This is a genomic window from Brucella rhizosphaerae, from assembly GCF_002252475.1.
Classification (GTDB): domain Bacteria; phylum Pseudomonadota; class Alphaproteobacteria; order Rhizobiales; family Rhizobiaceae; genus Brucella; species Brucella rhizosphaerae.
Window position 1 is genome coordinate 1 of sequence record NZ_NNRK01000032.1, and the last position, 26028, is coordinate 26028.

Sequence of the window (26028 nt, forward strand, 5' to 3'; positions counted from 1 at the left end):
GTCTGGTTGGCATCGTCGTCAATCGCCTGCTTGCCGAGGAATACGAGGTCTGGTTGTTCAGCCTCGACCACGCCCTTCAGCACCTTGGCAACGCCAAGCGGCTCAACAGTTTCATCAACCTTGACCAGAATAGCGCGATCAGCACCCATGGCGAGAGCAGTACGCAACGTTTCCTGCGCCTGAGCCGGACCAACCGAAACCACGATGATTTCCGTGACCTTGCCAGCTTCCTTCAGACGGATCGCTTCTTCAACCGCAATCTCGTCAAAAGGGTTCATCGACATCTTGACGTTCGATAGCTCAACGCCTGAACCATCACCCTTAACACGGATCTTTACGTTGTAATCTACAACCCGCTTTACTGCGACAATTGCCTTCATAAGGCTAACCTTTCACTCAAATAGAAACGCGGCTTTGCGTCATCTGCATGTCAAACACGTGCACGCTTGGCTTCCGGATCATAAGGCGACTCTTCAATCACGCGCGCCTTGCGCATCTCGCCCAGAACCGGGATTTCCAGCTCCGTACCCAGCACACCCAGATCAACAGGCAGCAGAGCCAGCGCTATATCGTGATTGAAAGTATAGGAATAACTACCCGATGTAACACGTCCAACGAGCTTGCCATCGTGATACACGCCTTCCGCGGTCAGCGTGCTGGCTCCATCTGTTTCGACGGCAAGTGTCACGGAACGCTGTTTGATACCGCGCTCCTTTTCTGCAAGAAGAGCCTGCCTGCCGATGAAGTCACCCTTGTCGAGACGGATAAAGCGCTCAAGACCGCTTTCCCAGGCGCTTAACTCAGGGTTCATGTCACGATACATCGCACGATAGGATTTATCGAGGCGAAGCGACTCCAGCGCATGCAGCCCGATGAGACGCAAGCCATGCTCTTTGCCTGCAGTCAGTAACGCTTCCAGCAAATGCCGCTGATAAGCGAGCGGATGATAGAGCTCCCAACCGAGCTCGCCTTCGTAATTGACGCGTAGCAGACGCACATCGCTGGCAAGACCAACCGTTCCCGACTTGATGCCAAACCACGGAAATGCCTCGTTGGACAGATCGATCTCTGTCAGCGATTGCAGAACCTCGCGGGCTTTCGGCCCAACAATGGTGAAACAGCCACGATCATTGGTGACATTGCGCAAGCTCACGCTGCCGTCTTTTGGCAGAAGCTTTGACAGGTCGTCGAAATTCCAGCGTTCGGCACGCGGTGTGGAAATCATATAAAAGCTGTCATCACCCATGCGCGCTACAACATATTCTGCCTGCACTCCGCCCGTTTTCGTCAGATGATGGGCGAGATTAACGCGACCCACTTTCGGCAGTCGATTAGCAAGAATACTGTCAAGCCACGCTTCTGCGCCCGGACCACTGACTTCAAACTTGGTCATCGGCGTCATTTCAACAAGGCCGACAGCATTGCGCACGGCTTCGACTTCCTCGCCAACATATTTGCCCTTTTCGGTCCAACGCCAGCTGTACTGATCCTTGGCTTCCATGCCCTTCGGTGCAAACCAGTTCGGCATTTCCCAGCCATTGAGGCAGCCCCAGACAGCACCCAGTTCCGTCAACCGATCATAGGACGGCGCAGTTTTCTGCGGACGCGCTGCGGGCATGTCCTGACCCGGATAGTGCTGGTCCGCATGGGTGCCCCACGCTTCTCGCACCTTTTCGCGGGTCCAGTTCTTGTTGGCATAATCACCAAAACGGCGCGGGTCGAGTTCGCTCGTATCGATACTGTTGCTTCCTTCAACGATACGCTCAGAGAGATAATAGCCGATAGCACCACCCCACAGAATACCGCCCGGTACACCTTCTGCGAGCCAGACATTATCCAGCCCCCAGGCAGGGCCGACCAGCGGCAACTCGTCGGCTGTCATCTGGAATGGTCCACGCACATTGGCCTTGATGCCAACGCGGCCAAGCGTCGGCACAAGCTCCATCGCCTTCTCCCAGTTCCACGAAACGGAATCAAAATCTTCTTCCAGAAGATCCGCACCAAACCATTCAGGCACACCGTTTTCAGCAAACAACTTCAGATGTTCGGTCTTTTCATAAGGCCCAAACATCAGGCCGTCGCCCTCTTCGCGCAGATAGCCTTCAAATCCTTCATCACGCAGGATTGGCATTTCCGGCAGGCCCTGACGCTTGCGCTCAATCACTTCCGGTACGGCATCAGTGATCCAGTACTGGTGGACAATCGGAATTGCCGGAATATCAAGCCCCAGCATCGCACCGGTCTGACGAGCATAATTGCCGGTTGCCGAAATAATGTGTTCGCAGATGATGTCACCATTATTGGTTTTCACCTTCCACTCACCGCTTGGCAGACGCTCAAAGCCATTCACCTGCGTGTTGAGATAAATCTTGGCACCCTTATCACGCGCGCCCTTGGCGAGTGCCATGGTCACATCAGCAGGTGCGATATGGCCATCATCAGGATGATAGAGCGCGCCGAGCATGTCAGGATTGTTTTCAAGCAAAGGCCATAATTCACGAGCACGTGCCGGAGAAACGAGTTCTGCCCGAATGCCCTGCACCTCGGCAACGCTCATATAGCTCTTATATTCGTCAAGCCGGTCGCGCGTATTGGCGATGCGCAGCTGCCCGCATTTGTGCCAGCCAACATGTTGTCCTGTCTCAGCTTCCAGTCCTTCATAAATCTCAATGGATTTGTTGATCATGCGCCCAATATTGATGTTGCGTGCATAGGAAGGGATCAGACCGGCAGCGTGCCATGTAGAGCCAGCGGTAAGCTGGGTGCGTTCCAACAAGACCACATCCGACCAACCTCTTTTTGCCAGACCATAAAGAATTGAGGCACCAACGCACCCTCCCCCGATAACCACCGCGCGTGCATGAGTCTGCATTCCAAGTTCCCTTCCATGTCATATTTTGTGGGGATGACCAGCCCTCAAAAGAGGTAGCCGGGTGGTCCCATTTGGCATTACATTACAGAGGGTTCTCGACGCTGTGAGCTTGATAAAAAATCTGCATAGGTATAACTTCAGATTATGCATAGACTCCGCTCGCTGATCCCCTCTGCCAATTATCTTTTCGTGTTTGAGGCAGCGGCCCGCCGCCTGAGCTTTACGGCGGCTGCGGAAGAGTTGAACGTCAGCCAGCCAGCGGTGAGTAAAACGATCAAACTGCTGGAGGAAGCGACCGGCCTGAAGCTTTTCAGGCGAGATCGCAGTCGTCTGGAGCTAACGGCTGAGGGGCAACGGCTCTATCGCGAAACGCAGGAAGCGTTCGATCATTTGCACATGGTCATCTCGTCCATGCGCAAGAAGCATTCACGCGATATTATTCGGGTGTCGTTCTCATCATCCTTTGTGCAGCTGTGGTTGTTGCCTCGCCTGAAAAACTTCAAGGAAAAGCACCCCGACGTCGCCCTTCGCATCGAAGAAAGCAGCCGTGATGATCAGGATATGCTGGAAGAAGACATCGACGTTTCGGCACGCCTTGGCAATGGAAATTGGCCGGGCATTCGATCATGGCCTTTTGTGACTGAAGAAGTGTGGCTGGTGTGCAGTCCATCCTATCTGGAAGAACATGGGGCAATCAAATCCCCGCAAGATTTGCTCAATCATACATTATTGCATTTTGAAGAGCGGCATCGGTCCCGGCTTGGCTGGCGGGAATGGCTTGAACGCAGCGGGGTGCCGAACCCGCGCATAGAACAGGATTTCGTTTTTACCGATGCTCTTAGTTCCATTGAAGCTGCGGTGTTCGGTCAGGGCATTGCACTTGGTTGGAAACATCTTGTTCGCGATCATATCGCGGCCGGTCGCCTCGTTCCCGCAATCGATATTTTCAACCGTTCTGGTGATACCATCCATCTTGTCATGCCAGCCCAGCGCCCACCAAAGCGGGGCGCTGAATTGTTTCGCGACTGGTTGCTGGAACAAGGCGCAGATGCCGAATTTGGCATTTAAAGCATAATCTTATCGATCCTCGTTTCACGCCGGTCGGATTATGCTCTAAAACCTATCCCGAAAACCATTGCGCGCTTTCGCTGGAGGTGAATTGATTATTGCGCAAACACAACGGTTTTGTGCCCATTCAGCATGACGCGGTTTTCTGCATGCATCTTCACCGCGCGGGCCAGCACCCGGCTCTCAATATCGCGGCCTGTCGCCACAAAATCCTCGGCACTCATGGAGTGCGTCACCCGCTCAGTTTCCTGCTCGACAATTGGACCTTCATCAAGGTCCGGCGTTACATAATGCGCTGTCGCACCGATCAGTTTCACGCCTCGCTCAAATGCCTGATGATAGGGCTTAGCACCCTTAAACGATGGTAGAAACGAGTGATGGATGTTGATGATCTTACCGAACAAGCGGTTGGAAAGATTATCTGACAACACCTGCATATAGCGAGCAAGCACGACCAGATCGGCCTGAGTTTCACGCACCAGGTCAAGCAATCGCGCCTCTTGCTCCGCCTTGTTGTCTCTATTCACGGCCCAATAAAGATATGGAATTCCAGCGTTCTCTGCAGTCTCGCGGCTATCTTCATGGTTGGAAACCACCGCAACAATCTCGGCGTTCAGCCAACCAACCCGGATCTGATAGAGAAGGTGCAACATGGCATGGTCGAACTTCGACACCATGAGCACGATCTTTGGCTTGCGGCTCGCATCTGCAATCGTGAATTTCATACCAAACCGTTCGCCAGCCGGTTTTAACGCGCGCTCTAGTGCATCACGTGACATGCCAAGCGGAGCACTGAAAGCGATGCGCATGAAAAAGCGATTGGTCAGCTTGTCACGGAACTGATTGCTCTCCACGATATTGCCGCCCGCAGCCGCAAGTTCCGTGGTGATGGCAGCAACGATACCGGGCTTGTCATCACAATCGAGCGTCAGGACAAATAGTGTTGGGTCGATGCTGGCCACAGACCGCACCTTGACTGGCATGTCATTCATGATTGTTCTTTCTGAAATATCACGAGTCTTTGGTGGATTTGCCAAAAGCGTAGTCACCTACCTTCGGCACAAATTTCGCAGGCATATACCCGCTGGGCTTATCGCCAACCGAGACACCCGTATTGAGAATACCTGCCTGATAATCAGCAACAAAAAGCGAATATGGATAAGTCGGTTGAATAGCACTCGCCTCATCCAGCTTTTTGCGCAGCTCGTCAGGGATCGCAAACGCAAGCGCACCGAGATTATCATCAAGCTGGGCAAGCTTACTTGCGCCGATGATGGCTGCGCCAATACCCGGCTGTGTCACAACCCAATTGAGCGCGACTTGCGCCATTGATTTGCCTATAGCGTCGGATACTTCAGAAAGTGCTGTCACGATACGCATATTGCGCTCCGTGAAGAGCCCCAATCCCTCAGCGTTATCGCGATTGAGACGACCCTCACCGCCCGCCCGGTATTTGCCGGACAAAAGCCCCATAGCCAGCGGACTCCAGGCGGTGATGCCCAGTCCAAGGTTTTGTCCAAGCGGCACAAATTCCTGCTCGATGCTGCGCTCGACCAGCGAATATGGCAGTTGCAGGCTGATCGGCTGCGACAGCGCATGAGATTCCGCCCATGTTTGTGCACGCGCCGCATACCAGGACGGCACATCAGACAGGCCACAATAGCGGATTTTACCAGCACGTATCAGATCATCGAAGCAGCGCATTACTTCTTCCACGGGGGTCATGCCGTCCCAAGTGTGCACCATATAAAGATCAATGTAATCGGTCTTCAGGCGCTTCAACGACTGATCGACAGCACGCATCATGTTCTTGCGACTGTTACCGCCCGCATTGGCATTGCCGGGCTCCAGACTGTTTGAATATTTGGTCGCGATCACCAACCGGTCACGACTTGCAGTTTCCGCAACGAACTTGCCGACCAGCGTTTCGCTAAGACCCGCGCCGTAGGAGTCGGCTGTATCGATGAAATTGCCGCCCACCTCCAGATAATGATTGAAGATGGTGCGGGCATTGTCTTCATCTGTGCCCCACGAGCCGCCGATCCCTCTCACGCCCCCATTGCCAAACGTCATCGTGCCAAGCGCCAGGCGACTGACACGCAGACCGGAACGGCCAAGGAGGAAATAGTGATCAAGCGACATCAGGAACTCCTCAGTATAAAGCAGTTTACATGAAGCCCTGATAGGGGCGACAGGCTACGGTCTGCTGGACATAATTGATCATTGAAATGAAATCGAAGACAGGCCGCCCCGTCACCTTCTGCACGGCATGTGCATAGGGTGGCAGATCGCTGCATTCGAGCAGAATGGAACGCACTTCCGGATTATCGCGGACCAGCTTTTTGGCAACTTCACAAACTTCCCGTTCGATGGCTGCGGTATCCAGCGTTCCTTTTTCCTCAAGGATCGCTTCGCGAAACTCTACCTGATCTTCCATTCCTGCCAACACAATCGGAACCGTGTCTGGAATGCCGCTTGCCGCAAAATGACGTGGTGTCAGACGTTCTGCATTGGCAGTGATAACGCCCACCGTACCGCGCGCCACTGCATGCATGAATGGTATCTGCATCAGGCTCGACAGAAAGACCGGAATATCGACCGCTTCCGCAACCTCTTGCTGGAAATATGCCATGAAGCCACAGGCACCTGTGATTGCTTTGACACCGCGCCCCTGCAACTCAAGTGCCGCTTCCACGAAAGCATCACGCAACGCCGGATCGCGCTGGTTCAGCAGTCGATCAATGGAAGCGCCGCGCACTTCCTGATAACGCACGGGGTATTTATATGTAGTCGCATTGCCGACATTGCCGGGCACACAGGGATAGGCAGCATCCAGAATGAGAATGCCGACCTGTTCCCCATACCACGACTGGCTGTTCCGGCTGACCGCATAAACAGTCATCGTTGCAGTCTCCGATATGAATTTGGTTGAGGTGGATGCAGCGGCAATCCGCTGCATCAAGTCGTAATCTTATCGACTATTCGATAAGTTTTGGCGCGCCAGTGTCACCAATGCTTTCCTCAAGACCATAGGATTTCAGGATTTTGGCAATCGTGCCATCCTTGTGCATTTCCTCGATATTCGCGTCGAGTGCAGCGCCAAAATCCGTTGCGCTTTTGGCATAAGGCAAACTTGCCTGCGCTGCCTCCTTGGTAGCGCGAATGCGATCGTCAGGCTGCGCGATCTCGACCTTGATGTCCTTCAGGTTGCCATTCTTGGCAGCATAGGCACCTGTCGAATATCCGTCGATACCAACATCAATACGACCGGATGCGAGATCCTGATGCATGTTCACCGAATTCGGATAAAGGCGAAGATTAGCACCCAGCAACTTCTTGGCGTCTGTCACCCAGAGATAGCCCTGAACAGTGCCGACGTTCTTGCCAACCAGTTCCTCGACAGTCTTGATGCCATCCTTGGAATAAAGGCCCATCTGATCCTTATACAGCGGATAAGAAAGATTCATTACTTTGGCTCGCTCGGCTGTGCGATACCAGTCGCCGGTGGTGATATCGGCTTGGCCCGACAGGACATACTGAATAGCTGCAGCCGGATCGACCGCAACAGGCTTCAATGTCAGACATTCGCGCTTGGCAAATTCTGTCGCAATGTCTCCGTCGAGCCCACTCATTTTGCCGCTTTCATCCATGAATGAATGCGGCGCATAGGTGGTGACGGCAATCGTCAATGTTCCTGGCGTAATGGTTTTGAACTCATGCTTCGGCGTGCAATCCTGTGCTAAGGCTGTTGCCGACAGCCCCATTAACATTGCGACACCGATAATGCCCTTGCGAATGATCCCGTTGTTCATGTGCGACTCCCCTTTTGTTATTGTGAATTATCGCGCGGCATAAGCGGACGACCGCTTCTCCACGTAAGATACGATCCATGCCGCTGGAACGCAGATCGTGGCATAGAGCAGTCCTGCCAACATCAGCGCAGGCATATATCGGAAGGTGTTGGCGCCGATTTCATAGGCATTGCTGACAAGTTCTGGCAGCGCGATGGTGAAACAGAGCGAGGTGCTCTGAAAGATCAGGATGGCAAAGCCCAACAGCGCGGGCAGTGCCACCCGCAAGGCCTGTGGTAACAAAACAAAGCGCAACTCATCCAGCATACTGAAACCCATCGCTTCGGCCGCTTCCCGCTGACCATGATGGATTGATTGCAGGCTGGCTCGGATGATTTCACTCGTATAGGCGCCAGTATTCCAGGCAAGCGCCACCACTGCTGCTGCGAAGGAGGTCATTGTCAGACCTGTCGAGGGCAGACCGAAATACATGAATTGCAGAAGAACCAGTGCGGGCGCGCCACGGCCGATCTCGACCAGAAACAAGCTCGCATAGCGCGTAGCGCGAGACTTGGCGCCAACACCAAGCGCCAGACCAAGCCCCAGCGGAATCCCGATAGCAAGGCTTAAAGCAGCAACTTGCAGACTGATTTTAAGTCCACCCAGAAGCGCCGGCATCCACTCGTAAAATTCATCAAGGGTGGGAAACATCAGCGTGCCACCTTTGCTCTCAGATAGCTGTCCGCAGAGCGCGACAGCCATGCAACCGGAAGGCTCAGGAAAATGTAGAACAGGCCGACCAGCGCGAAGACTTCAATACCTTTGAACGTAAGCTGCGACACCTGATTACCGCGGAATGCCAGATCCGCAACGCCGATGGTCGATGCGACTGCCGTTTCCTTCATCAGCCCGATCAGATAGCTGGCAGCTGAAGGCAGCGCCACCCTAAAAGCCTGCGGAGCAACAACGTCGATCAGTGCGTATCTCGTTCCAAAGTTGAGAGCTGTTGCCGCCTCCCACTGACCATGATGGAGCGATGCCAGCGCACCGCGATAGATCTCAGCCATATTCGCTGATGCAATCAAACCAAGACCGATCAGGGCTGCAACGAATGGGTTAATCGGCATGATGCCCATACCGATACCGAAGAAGATAATGAAAAGCCAAAGGATGGGAGGAAGCGCGCGCACGATCTGAATGAGGAAAGCTGCTAACCAGCGAATGGGTGCGAAACTGGCTCTGCGGGCAGCCAGTAATGGCACACCAAGAATGCAGCCTATGCCAAACGAGCCTAACGTCAGTGCCAGAGTCCAAGGCAAGCCACTGAGGATGAGAAGAACATTATCTGCTGTCATCTGTCATGCACCGCACGAAGAAACCGCTTCGTGCGCTCCTCTTGCGGATTGCGCATGATGTCCTTCGACGCACCTTTTTCGATGATCTTGCCATCGGCCATGATCATCACAGTGTCCGAAACATTTTCGGCAAAGCCCATTTCGTGCGTGACGACCAGCATGGTCATGCCGCTTTCCGCCAGTTCACGCATCACGGCCAGAACTTCGAGACCCAGTTCCGGATCAAGTGCTGAAGTCGGCTCATCGAAAAGCATCACCTGCGGATCAAGCGCCAGCGAGCGCGCAATTGCGATACGCTGTTGCTGTCCACCAGAACAACGTCCTGGGTATTGCGTGGCTTTATCGGCAAGACCGACACGCTCCAACAGTTGAAGCGCCCTTTCTTCGGCCTCTGCGCGGCTGCGGCCCAACACACGCTCCTGCGGCAGGCTGACATTGCGGAGAACGCTCATATGCGGAAAAAGATTGAACGACTGGAACACCATTCCAACCGTGTTGCGCAGTTCTTTCAGCTGCGCCTTACGCGGCTGTTGCGTGGCATCAAGCGTCACCTTGCCCACTGTAATCAAACCACCATCGGGCTGCTCAAGATAATTGATACAGCGCAGCAGCGTGCTTTTGCCTGAACCACTCGGACCAATGATCGCGAGGACCTCGCCCTGTGCGACATCCAGATCGATATTTTCGAGAACGCGATGTGCGCCAAAATGCTTGGTGAGCCCTTCAAGACGAATGAGTTTTGGCGCGAGAGCGGTTGCATTCGCTGTGTCGGACACCAGTGTCGGCCGCATTGCGTTCAACAAGCAAACTCCCCATTTTGATCGTTCATTACGATTGTCCCATCATTCCGCGACGTGCAGATTCAGAATTTCTGCAACAGATGCTGGAGCAGTTGTTGTTCTAACGGCTGTTTCGTTTTTTTTGCCGCCAGTGTTCCCTTGGTTATTCACGATAGTTCCGACCCAACAGATTACAAATGCAAAAAATATCCGCACGGTCATAACCTGAAGTAATACCACCTGATGTCAGGCTATAGCGCCTTGCCAAGCCGCAATCCGTCATAGATTGCAGCATGTGTGTTGCGCGCGGAAACTGCATCACCAATCCGATAGAGTTCGAAGGCACTATCCCTGTTTCTGACCGTATTCTGCAGCCTTCCATCTATAAGCGCGTCGTAGTCGACGGCACCCATGTTTCGGGAAAGAGGTTTAAGATCAAAATACAGATCGTCCATCGGTCTTGTGCCGTCATTGACAATGATCTGGTCAAATTCGCGTTCAAACCCGACACCGCCGTAGTCACTGCCAATCCGTGCCATCAGCTGATTATTATTGCGACGGATTGCATGCAGGCGGTAGGCCACCGTAAAAGTCACATCCTTTTTCTGAAGGCTGCGCATATAGGGCACGAGATTCATACCCATCACCTCTGGTGCAAAGGTGCGATCAGCGGTCATAATCTCCACTTTACCGCCAGATCCCGCGATAAACTCAGCCGCCTGTAGCCCGGCATGATCACCGGCTTCATCAAAGACCAGTACGTTTGTGCCAGCGCGAACATCGCCCGAAATGATATCCCATGCCGAAACGGCTAACTCGTTACCCTCGCGCAGGGTCTGCATATCCGGCATCCCACCCGTGGCAATCACTGCCACATCGGGCATTTCTTCCAGCACGGCATCCGCCTCAGCCCATGTATTAAAACGGAAATCGACGCCAAGCTTGTCACACTGGGCCATACGCCAGTCGATGATGCCCATCATTTCACGCCGACGTGGGCTTTGGGCCGTTAACCGCACCTGTCCGCCGGGATTGTTTGCAGCTTCAAACACGGTAACGCTGTGACCACGTTCGGCACTGACACGTGCCAATTCCAGACCCGCCGGTCCCGCCCCGACAACGACGACACGTCGACTTTTCTCCGCTCTCTGCACGATATGCGGCATGGTCAGCTCGCGTCCCGTCGAGGGATTGTGGATGCAATAGGCTGACCCGCCCTGATAAATGCGATCAAGACAATAATTGGCGCCCACACAGGGGCGAATTTCCTCTTCCCTCTTTTCGATTATCTTACGCACGATATGCGGGTCAGTCATATGCGCACGCGTCATACCCACCATGTCAAGTTTCCCGGAAGCAATGGCATGTCGCGCAGTAGCCACATCCTGAATTTTCGCTGCATGAAAGGTCGCCATACCTGTGCTCGCGCGAATTTCGCCAGCAAAATCAAGATGTGGCGCGCTGGGCATACCCTGAATAGGAATGACGTCCGTCAGTCCGGCATCGGTCTCGATATGCCCGCGAATGACATTGAGAAAGTCAACGAGCCCGCTCTCTGTGAGTTTGCGCGATATCTCAAGGCCATCATTTTTGGTCAATCCACCTTCCAGCACCTCATCGGCAACATAGCGAATACCGATCAGAAAATCGGAACCGACACGCGCGCGTATGGCACTTAATACCTGCAACGAAAAGCGCATACGATTGTCGAGAGAACCGCCATAATCGCCGTCGAGTTCATTGGTCAGCGGCGACCAGAACTGATCGAGTAAATGGCCATAGGCTTCCAGTTCCAGCCCATCAAGACCCGCCGCTTTCATGCGTTCGGCAGCATCGGCATAATTGCCGATAATGCGCTCGATATCCCAATCCTCTGCTTTTTTTGGATAAGCGCGATGCGCAGGCTCATGCTTGCCCGTCGATGAAAGCGAAGGCAGCCAGTCCCCTTTATCCCATCGCGTGCGTCGGCCAAGATGCGTAAGCTGGATCATGACCGCTGCGCCATGCTCATGGCACTCATCGGAGAGATCACGCAGCCACGGCACAACTTCGTCTTTGTAAGCAAGCACATTATTGAACGCTGGCGGACTATCTCTTGAAACCGCCGCAGAACCCGCGGTCATGGTCAAAGCAATACCTGCCTTGGCACGTTCGACATGGTAGGCGCGATAACGCTCCTTCGGCATACCATCTTCAGCATAGGCGGGCTCGTGCGAGGACAACATAATGCGATTGCGAAGCGTCAGATGCTTGATCTGAAGCGGCTGCAGCAGCGGATCGACTGACATATCAAGAGTTCCCATTTATCATTTTTTTATGAGCTAAATATAAATGTACATAACTGTCAATTTAATAATCATAGATGTACATTGCTCTTGCCAAACCAATGAGGTCGGGTAAAAATTCAACAATGGAACAAACTACAACGAGTGATGCAGGATGGCGCGGCTCGCCGGATTTATGGCTTCAGGCTGCCTATGATGCGCTGATCGAAAACGGTGTGGATGCCGTTCGTATTCTGCCGCTTGCAAAAACTCTCGATATTTCGCGAACAAGTTTCTACTGGTTCTTCAAAGACCGAGAAGAATTGCTGGATGCTCTCATCGGACGTTGGCGTGAAAAAAACACAGGCGCTCTGCTGCGCCAGACTGATGTCTATGCAGAAACCATTGAAGAAGCCGTTCTGAATATTTTTGATTGCTGGCTGAGCCGCGATCTTTTCGACCCAGCCTTTGAATTCGCGGTTAGAAGCTGGGCGCTTCAGTCTGTTCAAGTCGAAGAGGAAGTGCGCGCCGCCGACGCCTTGCGGCTCGAAGGACTGTCCCGCATGTTTGAGCGCTTCGGATTTGACAGGGCTATCTCGGACGTCCGGGCACGCACGATCTATCTCGTTCAGATCGGCTACATTTCCATGCGAACGCAGGAACAAACTGCGGTGCGCCTCGCGCGCATTCCACATTATGTGGAAACCTTCACCGGCAAAGCACCACAGCAAAGAGAACTTGATAGGTTCTTATCGAGACATAGGTCGAACAAAGGCTGATAAAAGGCTACGGTTAGCGTGTTCAGTTTGAGCATTTACTGTTCGCTTAATTTCATTTGTCGCAACCCATCCCCAAAATTTGGATAGAGGCAGCGCTCATCACGGAAAATGTCCGTGATGAGTTGCCCGTTGACATGCATCGTGCGGAAGATTAACAATTGTTCATTCTGTGAACTTTATTACACGAGGCGACTTTGGCGGCAGTGTTTGACAGTGAGGACGATTTGGCGATCCGAGCGGCGTGGCTGCATTACGCAGGCGGCATGACTCAGTCTGAGGTCGCCGACCGACTCAATCTTCCACGGGTCAAAACACATCGTCTCATCGCCCGCGCAGTTCAGGCTGGTGCGGTCAACATCACCATCGAAGGCGAGATCGGCGAATGCATTCGCCTTGAGAACAACCTGAGACAAGAATACGGGCTTGAGGTTTGTGAAGTCGCCCCAGATCTCAACGAAGAAGGCATCCCTTTGCGGGCTCTCGGTATCCGTGGCGCGGATTTCCTCTACAGGCTGATCGGTTCGCAGCAATATAAGCTGCTTGGCATTGGTCATGGCCGCACGCTGGCGGCGGCTGCATCGCATCTGCGGCGTATCGAAACATCCGGCATCCGGTTTGTTTCACTGATTGGCGGGCTTGCACGCAACTATGCAGCCAACCCGCATGACGTCATTCACAAGCTCGCCGAAAAAACATCGGCACCGGCCTATATGTTGCCAGTTCCGTTTGCGGCTAACACACCAGAAGATCGCGAAGTCCTGCTTTCGCAGCGCGGCGTTGCGGGCGTCTTCGAGCTTTCGGCAGCATCCGAGGTGAAAATCGTAGGCATTGGCAATGTAGAAGCTGATGCACAACTGGTCGCGGCCGACATGATCGATCGCGCAGAAATCTCCAGCATCAAGGCCATGGGAGCAAGGGCCGAGGTTCTGGGATACTTCTTCGACACAGAAGGCAAGCACGTCGAAACGCCACTCACTTCGCGTTCGATCACGCTCGACCTCAACGTGCTGAGAAGAAGCCGCCTGATCGCAATTGCAGGGGGGCGGGATAAGGTCGGTGCAATCCGCGCCGTTTTAAAATCCGGTCTGCTTTCAGGCCTGATCGTTGACGAAGTAACTGCAAGGAACCTTTTGTCATACGCCCCTTGAGGAGGGGGCCTTCTGGGAGGAACTAAATTGTACGATAAAGAAAAAGACCTGATCGCAGCTTTTCAGCGCGGGCAGATGAGCCGTCGCAGCCTGATCAAAGGCCTCGGCATTATGGGAATGAGTGTGTCGTCTGCATCGGTTCTTCTGAATCTGAGCGCCACCCGTGCCCTCGCCGCTGATTTCGACTGGAAAAAACACCAGGGTAAAACCGTCAAACTTTTGCTCAACAAGCATCCCTATACCGACGCAATGATCGCCAATCTTGCGGCGTTCAAAGAGCTGACCGGCATGGACATCAAATATGACGTCTTCCCGGAAGATGTCTATTTCGACAAGGTCACAGCAGCACTTTCATCCGGTTCAACAGAATATGATGCCTTCATGTCGGGTGCATATATGACATGGACCTATGGCCCTGCAGGCTGGATCGAAGATCTCAAACCTTATATAACCGATGCCAGCCAGACCAACCCGAACTACAACTGGGATGACTTCCTGAAGCCTGTTGTCGACAGTTGCGCTTGGAATGGTCAGCCGGGTGGACAACTCGGATCGGAAGACGCCAAGCAATGGTGTATCCCGATGGCCTATGAAATGAACAATATCACCTATAACAAGCGTATTTTCGACGCCAACAAGTTGACGATTCCAACTACACTTGATGAGCTGATCGAAACTGGCAAAAAGGCCAAAGGCGTGCTTCCCGGCGGGTACGGCGTCGGCGTTCGGGGCTCGCGCAGCTGGGCAACGATCCACGCAGGCTTCCTGTCTGGCTATGCCAATTTCGGCCAGAAAGACCTGACAGTTGCGGATGACGGCATGTTGTCTGCGGCCATGAACACCAATATCTCCAAGGATTACCATAAGAAGTGGGTGCAGATGATCCAGGAAGCAGGTGCGCCTGACTGGTCCACGCACACCTGGTACCAAGTCGGCACCGATCTTGGCGCAGGTAAATCAGCGCTCATCTATGACGCAGACTGCCTCGGCTACTTCATGAACGGACCGGGCAATGCCGAAATGGGCAACCTCGCCTATGCAGCCTTCAAGCCAAATCCGGAAGCTCAAGGTCCGACACCCAATGTCTGGATCTGGTCACTTTGCATGTCGAGTTTCTCCAAACAGAAGGACGCGACATGGTACTTCCTGCAATGGGCAACCGGCCCTGAGCACGACCTGTTTGGTGCGCGCGAAATGGATCTGACCAACCCGGTTCGCAAGTCCGTCTGGGCTGACCAAACCTATCGCGACAAGATTGCTGCAAAATACCCAGGCTATGTTGAAATGTTCGATGCCTCGGCTGATGGCGCATCGATCAAGTTCACGGCACAGCCGTTGTTCTTCGATCTGACAACAGAATGGGCGGCAATGCTGCAGAAGATGGTGGCCAAAGAAGTACCCGTTGATGAAGGCCTCGACCAACTGGCCGAAAGTGTGAACCGCCAGCTCAAAGAAGCTGGCCTGGGCTGACAGTGATGCAACGAGGGCAGCAGTCAATGCCGCTGCCCTCATCATTCCCATTCAGTATTCCGCCTGTCTACAGGTTACGGGATTTATTGTCCCTATGGCGGAGCTTTGCCGAGGACACCGCCTCATGAATGATATGACCAGAGCGCCCGTGGTTCGTCGCCGTCGTGTCAGCCGCCGAATGCTACCTTATCTGCTGAGCTTACCGGCATTGCTGACATGTATCGGCATTCTCATTCCCTTTCTGACGGCGGTTGCTTATTCGCTTCAGCGATACCGGCTTTCACAGCCGTGGGCACGCAAATGGAACTGGGGCGAGAATTACCTCAACTTCATGACCGACGCCGCTTTCTGGAACACATTGAAAGTTTCGGCTACTTATGCCTTTTCAACTGTGATCTGCGAACTTCTGCTGGGTCTTGGCATCGCGCTCTTGCTGCAGCGCAGAACCATGATCAACAACGCAATTTCGATCATGCTGCTGATGCCGCTGATGACCGCACCTGCACTCGCCGCCTTGATGTGGAAACTCATGACCAACCCTGGCTTCGGCATCATGTCATGGCTGGCTTCTCAGATCGGCCTTGAAAACTTCCGCTGGGCATCCGATCCTGCGACCGCAATGCTCACTGTCGTGATCGTGGATATCTGGGTCTACACACCCTTCATCATGATCCTTTTGCTAGCAGGCCTACGCTCGCTGCCGCAACAACCATTTGAAGCCGCCACGCTTGATGGTGTCCCCCGCCTGTTTGTTTTCTGGCGCATTACGCTACCGATGCTGACACCGTTTCTGCTCACCGCGACACTGTTCCGTGTCATCGAGAGCATCCAGCAGTTCGACATCATTTACGCCATGACCCAAGGCGGACCGGGCAATCGTCTGACGGTGTTTCAGGTCGAAGCATATCTCAACTTCTTCCAGTCCACCAATGTCGGACGTTCTGCGGCGCTGATGATCATCCTCTGGGCGATCACTTACACACTGTCGAACATCTTCATCAAGCAATGGCTCCGTCTGCGCGAAAAAGCCCATGCTGAAGCGTAAGAGGATATGACAATGCAACATGTGCACCCTCTCGAACGCATCCTGCGCATCATTGCGCTGACCTTGGTGGTGTTGTTCTTTATGTTCCCGATTGTCTGGATATTCCTGATGAGTTTCCAGACAAACGAAACTATTCTGCGCGTGCCCCCATCGGTGGTATTTTCGCCAACACTCGAAAACTACACGGCACTTATTTCCGGCAAGCTGCAAACATCAGCAGGAATTCTGGAAATCAGCTTCATGAAGAACCTTTTCAACTCGTTCTTCCTGTCGGTAACTTCCGTGACAATCGGCCTTCTGCTCGGTGTGCCTGCGGCCTATGCCTTTGCGCGCCTCAAGTTCCGCGGCTCGGAAGACATCGCATTCACGCTTCTGTCGTTTCGTTTCGCACCGCCACTGCTGGTCCTGCTGCCTCTCACGATCTATTTCCAGCAGATCGGCCTCAGTGATACCTATATCGGGCTTATATGGGTTTATCAGTTGATTGTTTTGCCACTGATCCTCTGGATTGTGCGTGGATATTTCGAGGATATGCCTGCCGATATCGAATATGCTTATCGCATAGCGGGCCATAGCTGGGCCGCAACCTTTCGCAAGATCGCCTTGCCTCTCGCGGGCCCTGGCATTGCGGCGGCGGCCTTGCTGGCCTTCATCTTCGCCTGGAATAACTTTGTCTTCGCACTGGTGCTTGCGTCGGCTGATAAACAACCGGTGACGGTGGGCGCACTTGCCTTCGTGACTGCGTCCGGCATCCAGTACGGACAGGTTGCGGCAGCTATTGTGCTCTCTATTGCTCCAACTTTTGCCATCGCACTTTATGCCCAACGCTATCTCGTCGAAGGCTTGTCGCTCGGCGCGGTGAAAGGGTAAGACATGTCCATATCACTGAAAAATATCCATAAATCCTTCAAGACCCATAAAGTCCTGGACAGTGTCTCGTTCGATGTCGCGACGGGCGAAACCGTGGTTCTGTTCGGGCCGTCAGGCGCTGGAAAAACAGTGCTTCTGCGCCTGATTGCAGGCGTGGTTGATTCCGATGAAGGCAGCATCTTTCTCAATGGTCAGGACATGACCGGTGTCGAACCGGAGGATCGAGGCCTTGGCATGGCTTTCCAGAACTTTGCACTTTTTCCGCATATGGACGCAGCCGAAAATATTGCGGCACCTCTGACCGCACGACGGCTTGGAAAAGACAAAATTAAAGAAGCCGTTGGCGATCTCGCGCGACTTTTGAAGATTGATCATGTGACGAGCCATAAGCCGAAGGAGCTCTCTAACGGACAGAAGCAGCGTACAGCACTTGCCCGCGCGCTGGCGGGCGATCCGTCAATCCTACTGCTCGACGACCCTCTTCGCAATGTCGACGCCAAGTTGCGCTTTGAAATGCGGCTGGAACTGCCGCGTCTCTTACGAGAACGCAATGCAACTGTAATTTACGTGACCCAGGATTATAAGGAAGCAATGGCTCTTGGCGACAGGATCGCCGTTCTTGATACCAAAGGCATCGCACAGATCGGCACCCCAGAGGATATTTACTGTCGTCCGGCCACCGTGGATATCGCACGGCTTTTTGGTGATCCGGTCATCAACCTCCTTGAAATCACGCCCGAGAAATTGTCGACCAGTGCCATTGAGACCCGCCTTTCTGGCGGTCGTCTGGTGTTACCGCAAAGCCTTGAGCCATATGTCGGGCAGACTCTGCTTTTGGGATTGCGCCCGGAAGCAATTCGGTTTGCACCATCAGACACTCCCGGTGTGATACCCATCACCATTGAAGCAGAAACACCACTCAATGAGAAAACCGTATCGCTTGCTATCACTGAGCGCGGTCGTGAAATCATGCTTTCGCGGCCGGCAGGGACACCTGCGCCCGACCATGGTCCGGCCCATGTGGCCGTAGATGCAAATGCCATCCTGCTGTTTGATCCGCAAACAGGACGTCGCGTTGAACTGGAGGGCGAACAATGATGAAGACAATGCTCAAACTGATGGATATCGACAAGTTCTACGGACCGATTGGCAAAGGTTTTCATGCTGTCAAAGACCTCAACATGGAGATCAGGGTTGGCGAAATCATAGCGCTTCTCGGTTCGTCCGGCTGTGGCAAAACCTCCACGCTGCGTATGATAGCAGGCTTCGAGCCTGTTTCGCGCGGCGCCATCACCATGGCCGGACGTGAGGTGCATCAACTGCCGCCGGTTCGCAGAAACGTCGCGATGGCGTTCGAGGGTTACTCACTCTACCCTACCGTGAATGTGCGGAACAACATAGCCTTCGCTCTCAAGGCTGCAAAATTGCCGGAAACTGAAGTTGCACGCCGCGTCAATGAGGTGGCCGGGATGCTGGAGATCACCGATATCCTGCACCGTATGCCCAGCACAATTTCCGGCGGGCAACAACAGCGCGCCTCTCTCGCCCGCGCGCTTGTTCGGGAGGCTGATCTTTACCTTCTCGATGAACCAATGGGACAGCTTGAGCCGCAGCTTCGCACATTGCTGCGCGGGCGCATCAAGCATTTCATCAAAGAGCACGGCCTGACCGCAATTCTCGTGACCCACGACCAGACCGAAGCCAATGCTTTGGCAGACCGGATTGCCGTGATGGAGGGTGGCGTTCTGCAGCAGTTTGCAAGTCCGCAGGAGATCAAGTTCAGACCGGCTAACCTCTTCACCGGCACTTTCGTCGGCGAACCTCCGATGAACATCTTTCCGGCAAGCGCACAAGCCGACAATGATGGGGGACTGAACTTCGATCTTGGACACGGTCAAAAACTCGCCTACAAGCCGGACGCGTTCAAAGCCGAAACGCGCGATCTGCTGGCATCGCTCGGAAGTGTGGTGGTGGGCATCAGACCCTATGCCGTGCAACGCGCGTCGCACGGTGTTGCCGCCCGCGTGACTGTCAATCAATGGCTCGGCGATCAGAGCCACATTGGGGCAACACTGGCTGATCAGCCTCTCGTTCTCGTCGAACATGAGCGGAGTGTCGTGAAGGTCGGAGAAGGCATCAATGTGCTTTTTCCTGCAAATGATCTGCATGTCTTCGATGCCCGCAGTGGACAAGCGATCACCCATGGTCAGGAGCTCGCATGATGGCACAGCAGGATGTGATCATTGGCATCGATGCAGGAACTTCCGTCATCAAGACAGTCGCGTTCGATCTGACAGGTCAGCAGATCGCTGTTGCTGCTGTTCCCAACCGGTACGTGACGCGCCCGGATGGTGCGGCAGTTCAGGATATGAACAAGACATGGGACGACACAGCACTTGCCTTGCGTCAGCTTGTCGACAAAGTCCCCGGTATAGCAAATCGCGTTGCTGCTATCGGCGTCACGGGTCAGGGCGACGGCACCTGGCTCATCGACAAGGACGGTGACCCTGTCACAGAAGCCTGGCTATGGCTGGATGCCAGGGCCGCAGACCGTGCGGAGAAACTCAAGCAGAAGTCTTGTGATGAGGCGCGCTATATCTCTACAGGTGCGGGGCTCAACTCCTGCCAGATGGGGACGCAACTTGGGCTGATGCGGGAAATCATACCTACGGTTTTCGACAAAGCCACAACTGCACTTCACTGCAAGGACTGGCTCTATTTCCGTATGACTGGCGAGCGGGTTGTCGATCCTTCGGAAGCGAGCTTCACCTTTGGCGATTTTCGCACCCGGACTTACTCACCCGATGTGATTGAAGCACTCGAACTCAACGATCTGAAATATCTGCTGCCGCCGGTTATCGATGGCACCCAGCAGACGCATAGGCTCACAGAAGTTGCTGCCAGACAGACAGGATTGCTCGCAGGCACCCCAGTTGCGCTTGCCTATGTTGATGTCACTTGTACCGCCATCGGCGGCGGCCTTTTTGCTCAGGACAATATCAATGCCTGCACCATCATCGGTTCGACCGGAATGCATATGGTGGCAAAACCTGCCGAGAGTTTTGTACCGGTCGGCGCACGTTCCGGCTATGTCATGCCGCTGCCGATTCCTGGATGGGTTGCACAGATACAAAGTAATATGGCGGCGACACTCAATCTCGATTGGCTCTTTGCATTAGCCGGTGAAATGGCGCGCGATTTCGGCCATCAGCCCGACCGGGCGGAACTTATCGCCCGACTTAATGGTTGGCTCATGCAGGCAAGACCCGGCCAGCTTCTCTATCATCCCTATATCTCGGAAGCAGGTGAACGCGGCCCTTTCATTGATGTGACGGCACGCGCGAGCCTTATAGGTCTCAATTCAGGCCATCGGTTCCCGGACATCGTGCGAGCTGTGGTTGAGGGGCTTGGCCTTTCTGCACGCCATTGCTATTCCGCCATGGGAAACATCCCACGCGAGATCGTTGTCACAGGCGGCGCGGCTCGCGCTGATGAATTGCGTCGTATTCTCGGGGCTTGTCTCGGTGCAGATCTTCGTCGTGCAACGCGTGAAGAGGCAGGAGCAACGGGGGCCGCGATGATTGCAGCTGTCGGTATCGGCCTTGCATCTGATATGCGAACAATCATCAAGGATTGGGTGAGCCCTACCCTTTCCAAACCCGAGGCTCCGGATGCCGAGCTTACTCAGAAATATAACCAGATTTTCCCCAGCTATACCGCTTCGGTCGCCGCTCTGGCACCGATCTGGAAGCAATTGTAAGTAAAGGAGATGCGTGCATGAGCCGCAAACTCGTGGTCATCGGGGACCATTTCATGCTGCCCGAAATATTTGAAGAAAAGCTCAGGGAAGCGTGCGGCGATGTTCTCGAGATCCGCAGCTTTCGACAGGATTGGCCTGACCGTCCGATGGAGCATGGTTACGCGGTGACTGGCATGGATGGCCTCAAGGAATATATGGGATCAGCTGACGAAGTCGTGGGAATGATCGGCAACGCAGAAATTCTCGTAACCCAGCTAGCTCCAATGTCGCGGACAATGCTTGACCGTTTACCTGGTCTCAAGATGATTGCCGTTACCCGCGGCGGGCCAGTCAATATCGATATGACGGCGGCACGCGATCACGGCTTGCGGGTCGTCAATGCACCAGGGCGTAATGCTTCAGCGGTCGCTGAATTTACTCTCGGTGCCATCCTCGCTGAAACCCGCAAAATTCGCGTCGGCCATGAAGCTCTGAGACAAGGTATCTGGCGTGGCGATCTCTATCGCGCGGACACCACAGGTCGCGAACTGTCGGAAATGACTGTCGGAGTGGTTGGTTATGGCCAGATCGGCAGCCGCGTCGTGCGCCTGCTCCGTGCTTTTGGCGCAAAAGTGATTGTGCACGACCCCTATGTGCAACTCAATCCGGCTGATGCCGCCGACGGCGTGGAACTCGTCAGTTTTGATCGCCTCCTGTCCGAAGCCGATCTTGTCACGATGCACCCGCGTGTGACGGAGGAAACCACGGGCATGATGAACGCGCAATCATTTGCCAAAATGAAGCCCGGTGCGATTTTCGTGAATACAGCACGCGGCCCGCTTTGTGATTACGATGCGCTGACGGAAGCTCTGCTATCCGGCCACCTTGGCGGTGCAATGCTTGAAACTTTCGGCGTCGAGCCCGTGCCCGCAGACTGGCCCCTGCTTAAACTAGATAATGTAACACTGACGCCGCATATCGCAGGTGCTTCGGTTCGCACCGTCACTTTTGCCGCCGAACAGGCAGCAGAAGAAGTACGCCGATATATTGCAGGTGAACCCGCATGGCACCTGTGCTGAGGAGACTATCATGAACGAGAACCAACTGCGCCAATCCCTCATCGACAGCTGCCTTGTCATGTCACGCTCAGGTCTGAACCGTGGCTCATCCGGCAACATCTCATTGCGCGCTGGAGATCACATGCTGATCACACCGTCCGCTATTCCCTACGAGCAGATGACGTCGGATATGATTGCGAAAATGCGGTTCGATGATGATAGCGGTGCTTTTGAAGGGCCAAGAAGACCTTCCGTCGAATGGCCATTTCATCGCGATATTTTGCGTGCGCGTCCGGAAATGAATGCTGTCGTTCACACACATGCCCGCTTTTCCACGATCCTCTCAGTTGCCCGTAAACAGATCCCGGCGGTGCATTACATGATTGCAGCTTTTGGCGGACCGAATATCCGCCTCGCCAATTATGCAACTTACGGCACGGTGGAATTGTCCGAAAATATCATTACCGCACTTGAAGGTCGGCAGGGTTGCCTTATGGCCAATCACGGCATGGTTGTTTGTGCCGATACGTTAACACGCGCCTTGTGGCTCGCCCATGAACTCGAAGCGCTGGCCGACCAGTATTATCACGCCGAACTCATCGGTGGCGCGCATATCCTCTCAGACGAAGAGATCGAACGCACGGCACGCGGCTTTGCAAGCTATGGTGTTCAGGATCGCAAATCCGACGCCGCCTGATCGATAGGAGCCAGACGTGGTGGATAAAGCAAACCGTTCAAATCCAACCGTACCGCCCGAAATGCAAACCGAATTCGACGCGCTTGTCCGGCTGTCGGCAAAGGTTGGGCAGGATCCTTTGCTCGTTCAGGCAGCAGGCGGCAACACGTCACTGAAAATCGGGGATGTGATGTGGATCAAGGCGTCAGGCACTAATCTGGGTGATGCACTTGAACGAAACATTTTTGTTCCGACTGCATGGCGCGACATTGCCCGCTCACTGAAGGATGGATCGCCAGAGGCCGACCAACCAGCTACTTTCCTGCTTGGTGACGGAGGTTTGCGACCATCTATCGAAACCTGTCTTCATGCGGTTTTCGATGCTGCGGTTGTTGTTCATGTCCATTGTGTTTCCACTATCGCATTGGCCGTACTACTCGACGGGGAGCGACGTATCAAAGAGCACCTGTCGGGTATTGAATGGGTGTGGGTGCCTTATCGCAGACCGGGTGCGGAACTCGGAAGAATGCTAATAGAAAAGCGCACCAAGCAAAATGTAGCAGTGCTCGGCAATCACGGTTTACTTGTCGCTGCTGACAGCGTGGCGGATGCGGAAACTTTGCTTGAAGAAATTTGCTACAAGCTTGAGCTTGTAGCAAATTCCGGTGCGGAGATCCCCCCCGCTCCCGCACCGGACGGTTATACCCCACTTAAGCGAGACCATGTTCTGTCACGTGCTATGGCAGTTTCAAGGCTACGTGAGACAGCGCTGCACGGAAACATGTATCCCGATCATATCATTTTCTGCGGACCAACAATTGGACGAGCAGAGAAGCCTTCGGGCGAAATCCTGATCATAGATCATGAAGGGCGAGTAAGCATCCGGACCGATGCAAATGCAGGTGCCGAGGCGCTGGCAGGTTGTCTTGGCAATGTATTGTTGCGCCTGCCAGAAGATTCACAGGTCAGTTATCTGACAATCGAAAACGTTGCTTCCCTGCTTAATTGGGACGCCGAAATATACAGGCAGAGCCTGAATGGCTGAAAAATTTTATGTTGGAATTGATCTCGGCACGTCAGGCGCACGCGCGGTCATCATCGATGATCAGGAACGGCTGATTTCGTCTGGCAAAGCTACGATCGAAGGAAATCACCGGAGTCCCGCCGAATGGCGTCGTGCGATGGAAACGGCGTTAAATGCGGCTCTGTCAAGCGTTGAGCCAACACACATATACGCATTGGCTATCGACGGCACATCAGGAACTATACTGCCGGTCAACGACGAAGGCGCGCCACTTTGTGACGCGTTGATGTACAACGATCCGCCCCTAAACAATAACGCTGCGGCACAGATAGAAGCTCAAACGGAGCCCGGACGAACTACAGGCTTGCCTGCCCTCCTCCGTGCCCAGTCATTCTTGTCGCTGCGACCAGCGCATGTTCTGCATCAAGCCGACTGGCTCTCTTTTCTGTTTTCCGGCCGCATGGTTTCTGACGACAATAACGCCCTTAAAACAGGCTATTCCTCGCTTACGAAAACCTGGCCAGCATGGATGACACTGTTGGAAGTGCGCGCGATGCTTCCCCATGTTGTTGAGCCGGGTACGGTTGTTGGCAATATCACCCAAGCAGCCGCCACCCGCTTTGGGCTATCGACTAAAACACTTATCATTGCAGGCACTACAGATGGTTGTGCTTCATTTCTCGCGTCAGGTGCCAGCACGCCCGGCGACGCAGTTTCCGTTCTCGGGACGACACTAACGCTGAAGCTTCTTTCAGACAAACGCATCGATGTGCCTGAATTTGGCATTTACAGCCATCGACTATTGGGAAATTGGCTGGCAGGCGGCGCTTCAAACACTGGTGGCGCGGCTTTGCTTGGACATTTCTCTGCGGACGAAATAAGCCGTCTGAGCACACTGATCGACCCGACAAAGCCAACAGGACTTGACTATTATCCTTTACCAAAAAAGGGTGAGCGTTTTCCGATCTATGACCCTGAAATGTTGCCGAGATTGACACCACGCCCCGCGGAGACGACCACTCTTCTTCAGGGCATGTTTGAGGGGATAGCTCGCATCGAAGCACAAGGCTACACTTTGCTTGAAAAACTGGGCGCGCCGTCATTGAAGTCAGTTCGTTCAATGGGTGGCGGAGCGAAAAACAGACAATGGACAGCTATTCGTGCCAGAACCCTTGGCGTGCCGTTGCTGAGCGTCGCCTCTGACGAGGCCGCTTATGGCACGGCACGACTTGCCCGCCTTGGAGTTCAAAATGCCTGAAATAGCTCATCTTTCGGAAATTGTATCGCAGTTTGACGCGTTCTTCATCGATCAGTTCGGGGTTCTTCTTGATGGCAAGAAGCCATACCCTGACGCCTCCGAAGCATTGAAAGCTCTCAGCGGTTTAGGAAAGCCCATCATCCTGCTTTCCAATTCAGGGAAGCGAGGCGAAACCAATGCTCGCCGGCTGGTGCAGTATGGATTTGCAAGAAACTCATTTCAGGAAGTTCTTAGTTCCGGCGAAGTTGCCCACGCACAACTGGCCTCTGCAATCGGCACAGATTTACCCGCGAAACCAAAAATCTGGCTTCATTCGCGTGATAACGATTTCTCGGCCATTGAAGGTCTTCCTGTCGAACTGGTTGAAACGCCGGAGACTGCCGATCTTCTCCTTCTGGCGGCAAGCAATGCGGATTCGATAGAGCTTAATGACTATATTCGCCTTCTCAAGCCCGCGGCTGAAAAAGCGATACCATGCTGGTGCACCAATCCGGATATCTTGATGCTGACGGGCCAGGGATCGAATCCGGGCGCCGGCAGAATTGCACAAGAATATGACGCGATGGGCGGTCCACTCAGGCTGATCGGTAAACCCTATCCCGCGATTTATGAAGAAGCAGCGAAACGTCTCAAGCTCAACCAGCCGCGCGTTTTATGCATCGGCGACAGTATCGAACACGATATTGCAGGCGGCGTATCTGCCGGACATCAGACTTGTTTGGTGGGCACGGGTGTCCACGCTGGTTCCATTTTTGGGGATATGACTGAAGAAGCTCAAAAAGCAGGAATAATGTTCGACTATTACATTTCAGCTTTTCGTTTCTAAACTCTC

The 26028-nt window shown here is 53.9% G+C and carries 24 protein-coding genes; 14 read left to right on the forward strand and 10 right to left on the reverse strand.

Going from position 1 to position 26028, the window contains the following annotated elements; genetic code table 11:
- Both CEV32_RS15610 and CEV32_RS15615 read right to left on the reverse strand, forming a co-directional pair.
- On the reverse strand, positions 1-380 hold a 380-nt coding region (locus tag CEV32_RS15610; RefSeq protein ID WP_143128843.1), incomplete at its 3' end, for an electron transfer flavoprotein subunit beta/FixA family protein.
- A 50-nt stretch (positions 381-430) separates the two neighbouring features.
- Entirely contained in the window at positions 431-2872 is a 2442-nt protein-coding gene (locus CEV32_RS15615; protein ID WP_094578051.1) for a GcvT family protein, read from the reverse strand.
- A 144-nt stretch (positions 2873-3016) separates the two neighbouring features.
- Between CEV32_RS15615 and CEV32_RS15620 the strand changes: the two genes are divergently transcribed.
- Positions 3017-3940 carry a LysR substrate-binding domain-containing protein gene (locus tag CEV32_RS15620; protein WP_094578052.1) on the forward strand — a complete coding sequence of 308 codons (924 nt, stop codon included), beginning with the start codon at positions 3017-3019 and terminating at the stop codon, positions 3938-3940.
- Positions 3941-4035: 95 nt separating this feature from the next.
- On the opposite strand, the gene purU is transcribed toward CEV32_RS15620, so the two are convergent.
- The 8 genes from purU to CEV32_RS15660 form a co-directional block, all read right to left on the reverse strand.
- On the reverse strand, positions 4036-4932 hold the full coding sequence (gene purU, locus CEV32_RS15625; RefSeq protein ID WP_094578053.1) for a formyltetrahydrofolate deformylase: 897 nt from the start codon (positions 4930-4932) through the stop codon (positions 4036-4038).
- Positions 4933-4951: 19 nt separating this feature from the next.
- Positions 4952-6082 (reverse strand): aldo/keto reductase, encoded by a 1131-nt coding sequence (locus CEV32_RS15630; protein ID WP_094578054.1) that lies wholly within the window; start codon positions 6080-6082, stop codon positions 4952-4954.
- A gap of 25 nt (positions 6083-6107) precedes the next feature.
- Positions 6108-6842 (reverse strand): aspartate/glutamate racemase family protein, encoded by a 735-nt coding sequence (locus CEV32_RS15635; RefSeq protein WP_094578081.1) that lies wholly within the window; start codon positions 6840-6842, stop codon positions 6108-6110.
- A gap of 76 nt (positions 6843-6918) precedes the next feature.
- A complete protein-coding gene (locus tag CEV32_RS15640) occupies positions 6919-7752 on the reverse strand; it encodes a substrate-binding periplasmic protein (protein WP_094578055.1) in 834 nt (277 codons plus the stop codon).
- Between the two features lie 27 nt (positions 7753-7779).
- Complete coding sequence (locus CEV32_RS15645) at positions 7780-8442, reverse strand: amino acid ABC transporter permease (protein ID WP_094578056.1); 663 nt, start codon at positions 8440-8442, stop codon at positions 7780-7782.
- A complete protein-coding gene (locus tag CEV32_RS15650; protein WP_094578057.1) occupies positions 8442-9086 on the reverse strand; it encodes an amino acid ABC transporter permease in 645 nt (214 codons plus the stop codon). Before CEV32_RS15650 ends, CEV32_RS15645 begins: the two co-directional genes overlap by 1 nt.
- On the reverse strand, positions 9083-9877 hold the full coding sequence (locus CEV32_RS15655) for an amino acid ABC transporter ATP-binding protein (RefSeq protein WP_094578058.1): 795 nt from the start codon (positions 9875-9877) through the stop codon (positions 9083-9085). The genes CEV32_RS15650 and CEV32_RS15655 overlap by 4 nt, the downstream gene beginning before the upstream one ends.
- Before the next feature lie 239 nt (positions 9878-10116).
- The gene (locus CEV32_RS15660) at positions 10117-12153 is read right to left on the reverse strand and encodes an NADH:flavin oxidoreductase (protein ID WP_094578059.1); all 2037 of its coding nucleotides are present in this window, start codon (positions 12151-12153) and stop codon (positions 10117-10119) included.
- 122 nt (positions 12154-12275) lie between these two features.
- Between CEV32_RS15660 and CEV32_RS15665 the strand changes: the two genes are divergently transcribed.
- The 13 genes from CEV32_RS15665 (at position 12276) to CEV32_RS15725 (ending at position 26022) form a co-directional block, all read left to right on the forward strand.
- On the forward strand, positions 12276-12908 hold the full coding sequence (locus CEV32_RS15665) for a TetR/AcrR family transcriptional regulator (RefSeq protein ID WP_094578060.1): 633 nt from the start codon (positions 12276-12278) through the stop codon (positions 12906-12908).
- A gap of 263 nt (positions 12909-13171) precedes the next feature.
- Entirely contained in the window at positions 13172-14056 is an 885-nt protein-coding gene (locus CEV32_RS15670) for a sugar-binding transcriptional regulator (protein WP_374883608.1), read from the forward strand.
- A 27-nt stretch (positions 14057-14083) separates the two neighbouring features.
- Entirely contained in the window at positions 14084-15526 is a 1443-nt protein-coding gene (locus tag CEV32_RS15675) for an extracellular solute-binding protein (protein WP_094578061.1), read from the forward strand.
- Positions 15527-15650: 124 nt separating this feature from the next.
- Positions 15651-16571, forward strand: a complete 921-nt coding sequence (locus CEV32_RS15680) for a carbohydrate ABC transporter permease (RefSeq protein WP_094578062.1) — start codon at positions 15651-15653, stop codon at positions 16569-16571.
- Between the two features lie 12 nt (positions 16572-16583).
- Entirely contained in the window at positions 16584-17441 is an 858-nt protein-coding gene (locus tag CEV32_RS15685; RefSeq protein WP_094578083.1) for a carbohydrate ABC transporter permease, read from the forward strand.
- A gap of 3 nt (positions 17442-17444) precedes the next feature.
- On the forward strand, positions 17445-18539 hold the full coding sequence (locus CEV32_RS15690) for an ABC transporter ATP-binding protein (protein WP_094578063.1): 1095 nt from the start codon (positions 17445-17447) through the stop codon (positions 18537-18539).
- Positions 18536-19663 carry an ABC transporter ATP-binding protein gene (locus tag CEV32_RS15695; protein ID WP_094578064.1) on the forward strand — a complete coding sequence of 376 codons (1128 nt, stop codon included), beginning with the start codon at positions 18536-18538 and terminating at the stop codon, positions 19661-19663. The genes CEV32_RS15690 and CEV32_RS15695 overlap by 4 nt, the downstream gene beginning before the upstream one ends.
- Complete coding sequence (locus tag CEV32_RS15700; RefSeq protein WP_328587921.1) at positions 19660-21201, forward strand: FGGY-family carbohydrate kinase; 1542 nt, start codon at positions 19660-19662, stop codon at positions 21199-21201. Before CEV32_RS15695 ends, CEV32_RS15700 begins: the two co-directional genes overlap by 4 nt.
- A gap of 17 nt (positions 21202-21218) precedes the next feature.
- Entirely contained in the window at positions 21219-22259 is a 1041-nt protein-coding gene (locus tag CEV32_RS15705) for a 2-hydroxyacid dehydrogenase (RefSeq protein ID WP_094578066.1), read from the forward strand.
- A 10-nt stretch (positions 22260-22269) separates the two neighbouring features.
- Positions 22270-22935: a class II aldolase/adducin family protein gene (locus CEV32_RS15710; protein ID WP_094578067.1), complete on the forward strand. Its 666-nt coding sequence runs from the start codon at positions 22270-22272 to the stop codon at positions 22933-22935.
- Positions 22936-22951: 16 nt separating this feature from the next.
- Positions 22952-23959 (forward strand): class II aldolase/adducin family protein, encoded by a 1008-nt coding sequence (locus tag CEV32_RS15715; protein ID WP_094578068.1) that lies wholly within the window; start codon positions 22952-22954, stop codon positions 23957-23959.
- Positions 23952-25196, forward strand: a complete 1245-nt coding sequence (locus CEV32_RS15720; protein ID WP_094578069.1) for an FGGY-family carbohydrate kinase — start codon at positions 23952-23954, stop codon at positions 25194-25196. The genes CEV32_RS15715 and CEV32_RS15720 overlap by 8 nt, the downstream gene beginning before the upstream one ends.
- The gene (locus CEV32_RS15725) at positions 25189-26022 is read left to right on the forward strand and encodes a TIGR01459 family HAD-type hydrolase (protein WP_167382814.1); all 834 of its coding nucleotides are present in this window, start codon (positions 25189-25191) and stop codon (positions 26020-26022) included. The genes CEV32_RS15720 and CEV32_RS15725 overlap by 8 nt, the downstream gene beginning before the upstream one ends.
- The last annotated feature ends 6 nt before the right edge of the window (positions 26023-26028 follow it).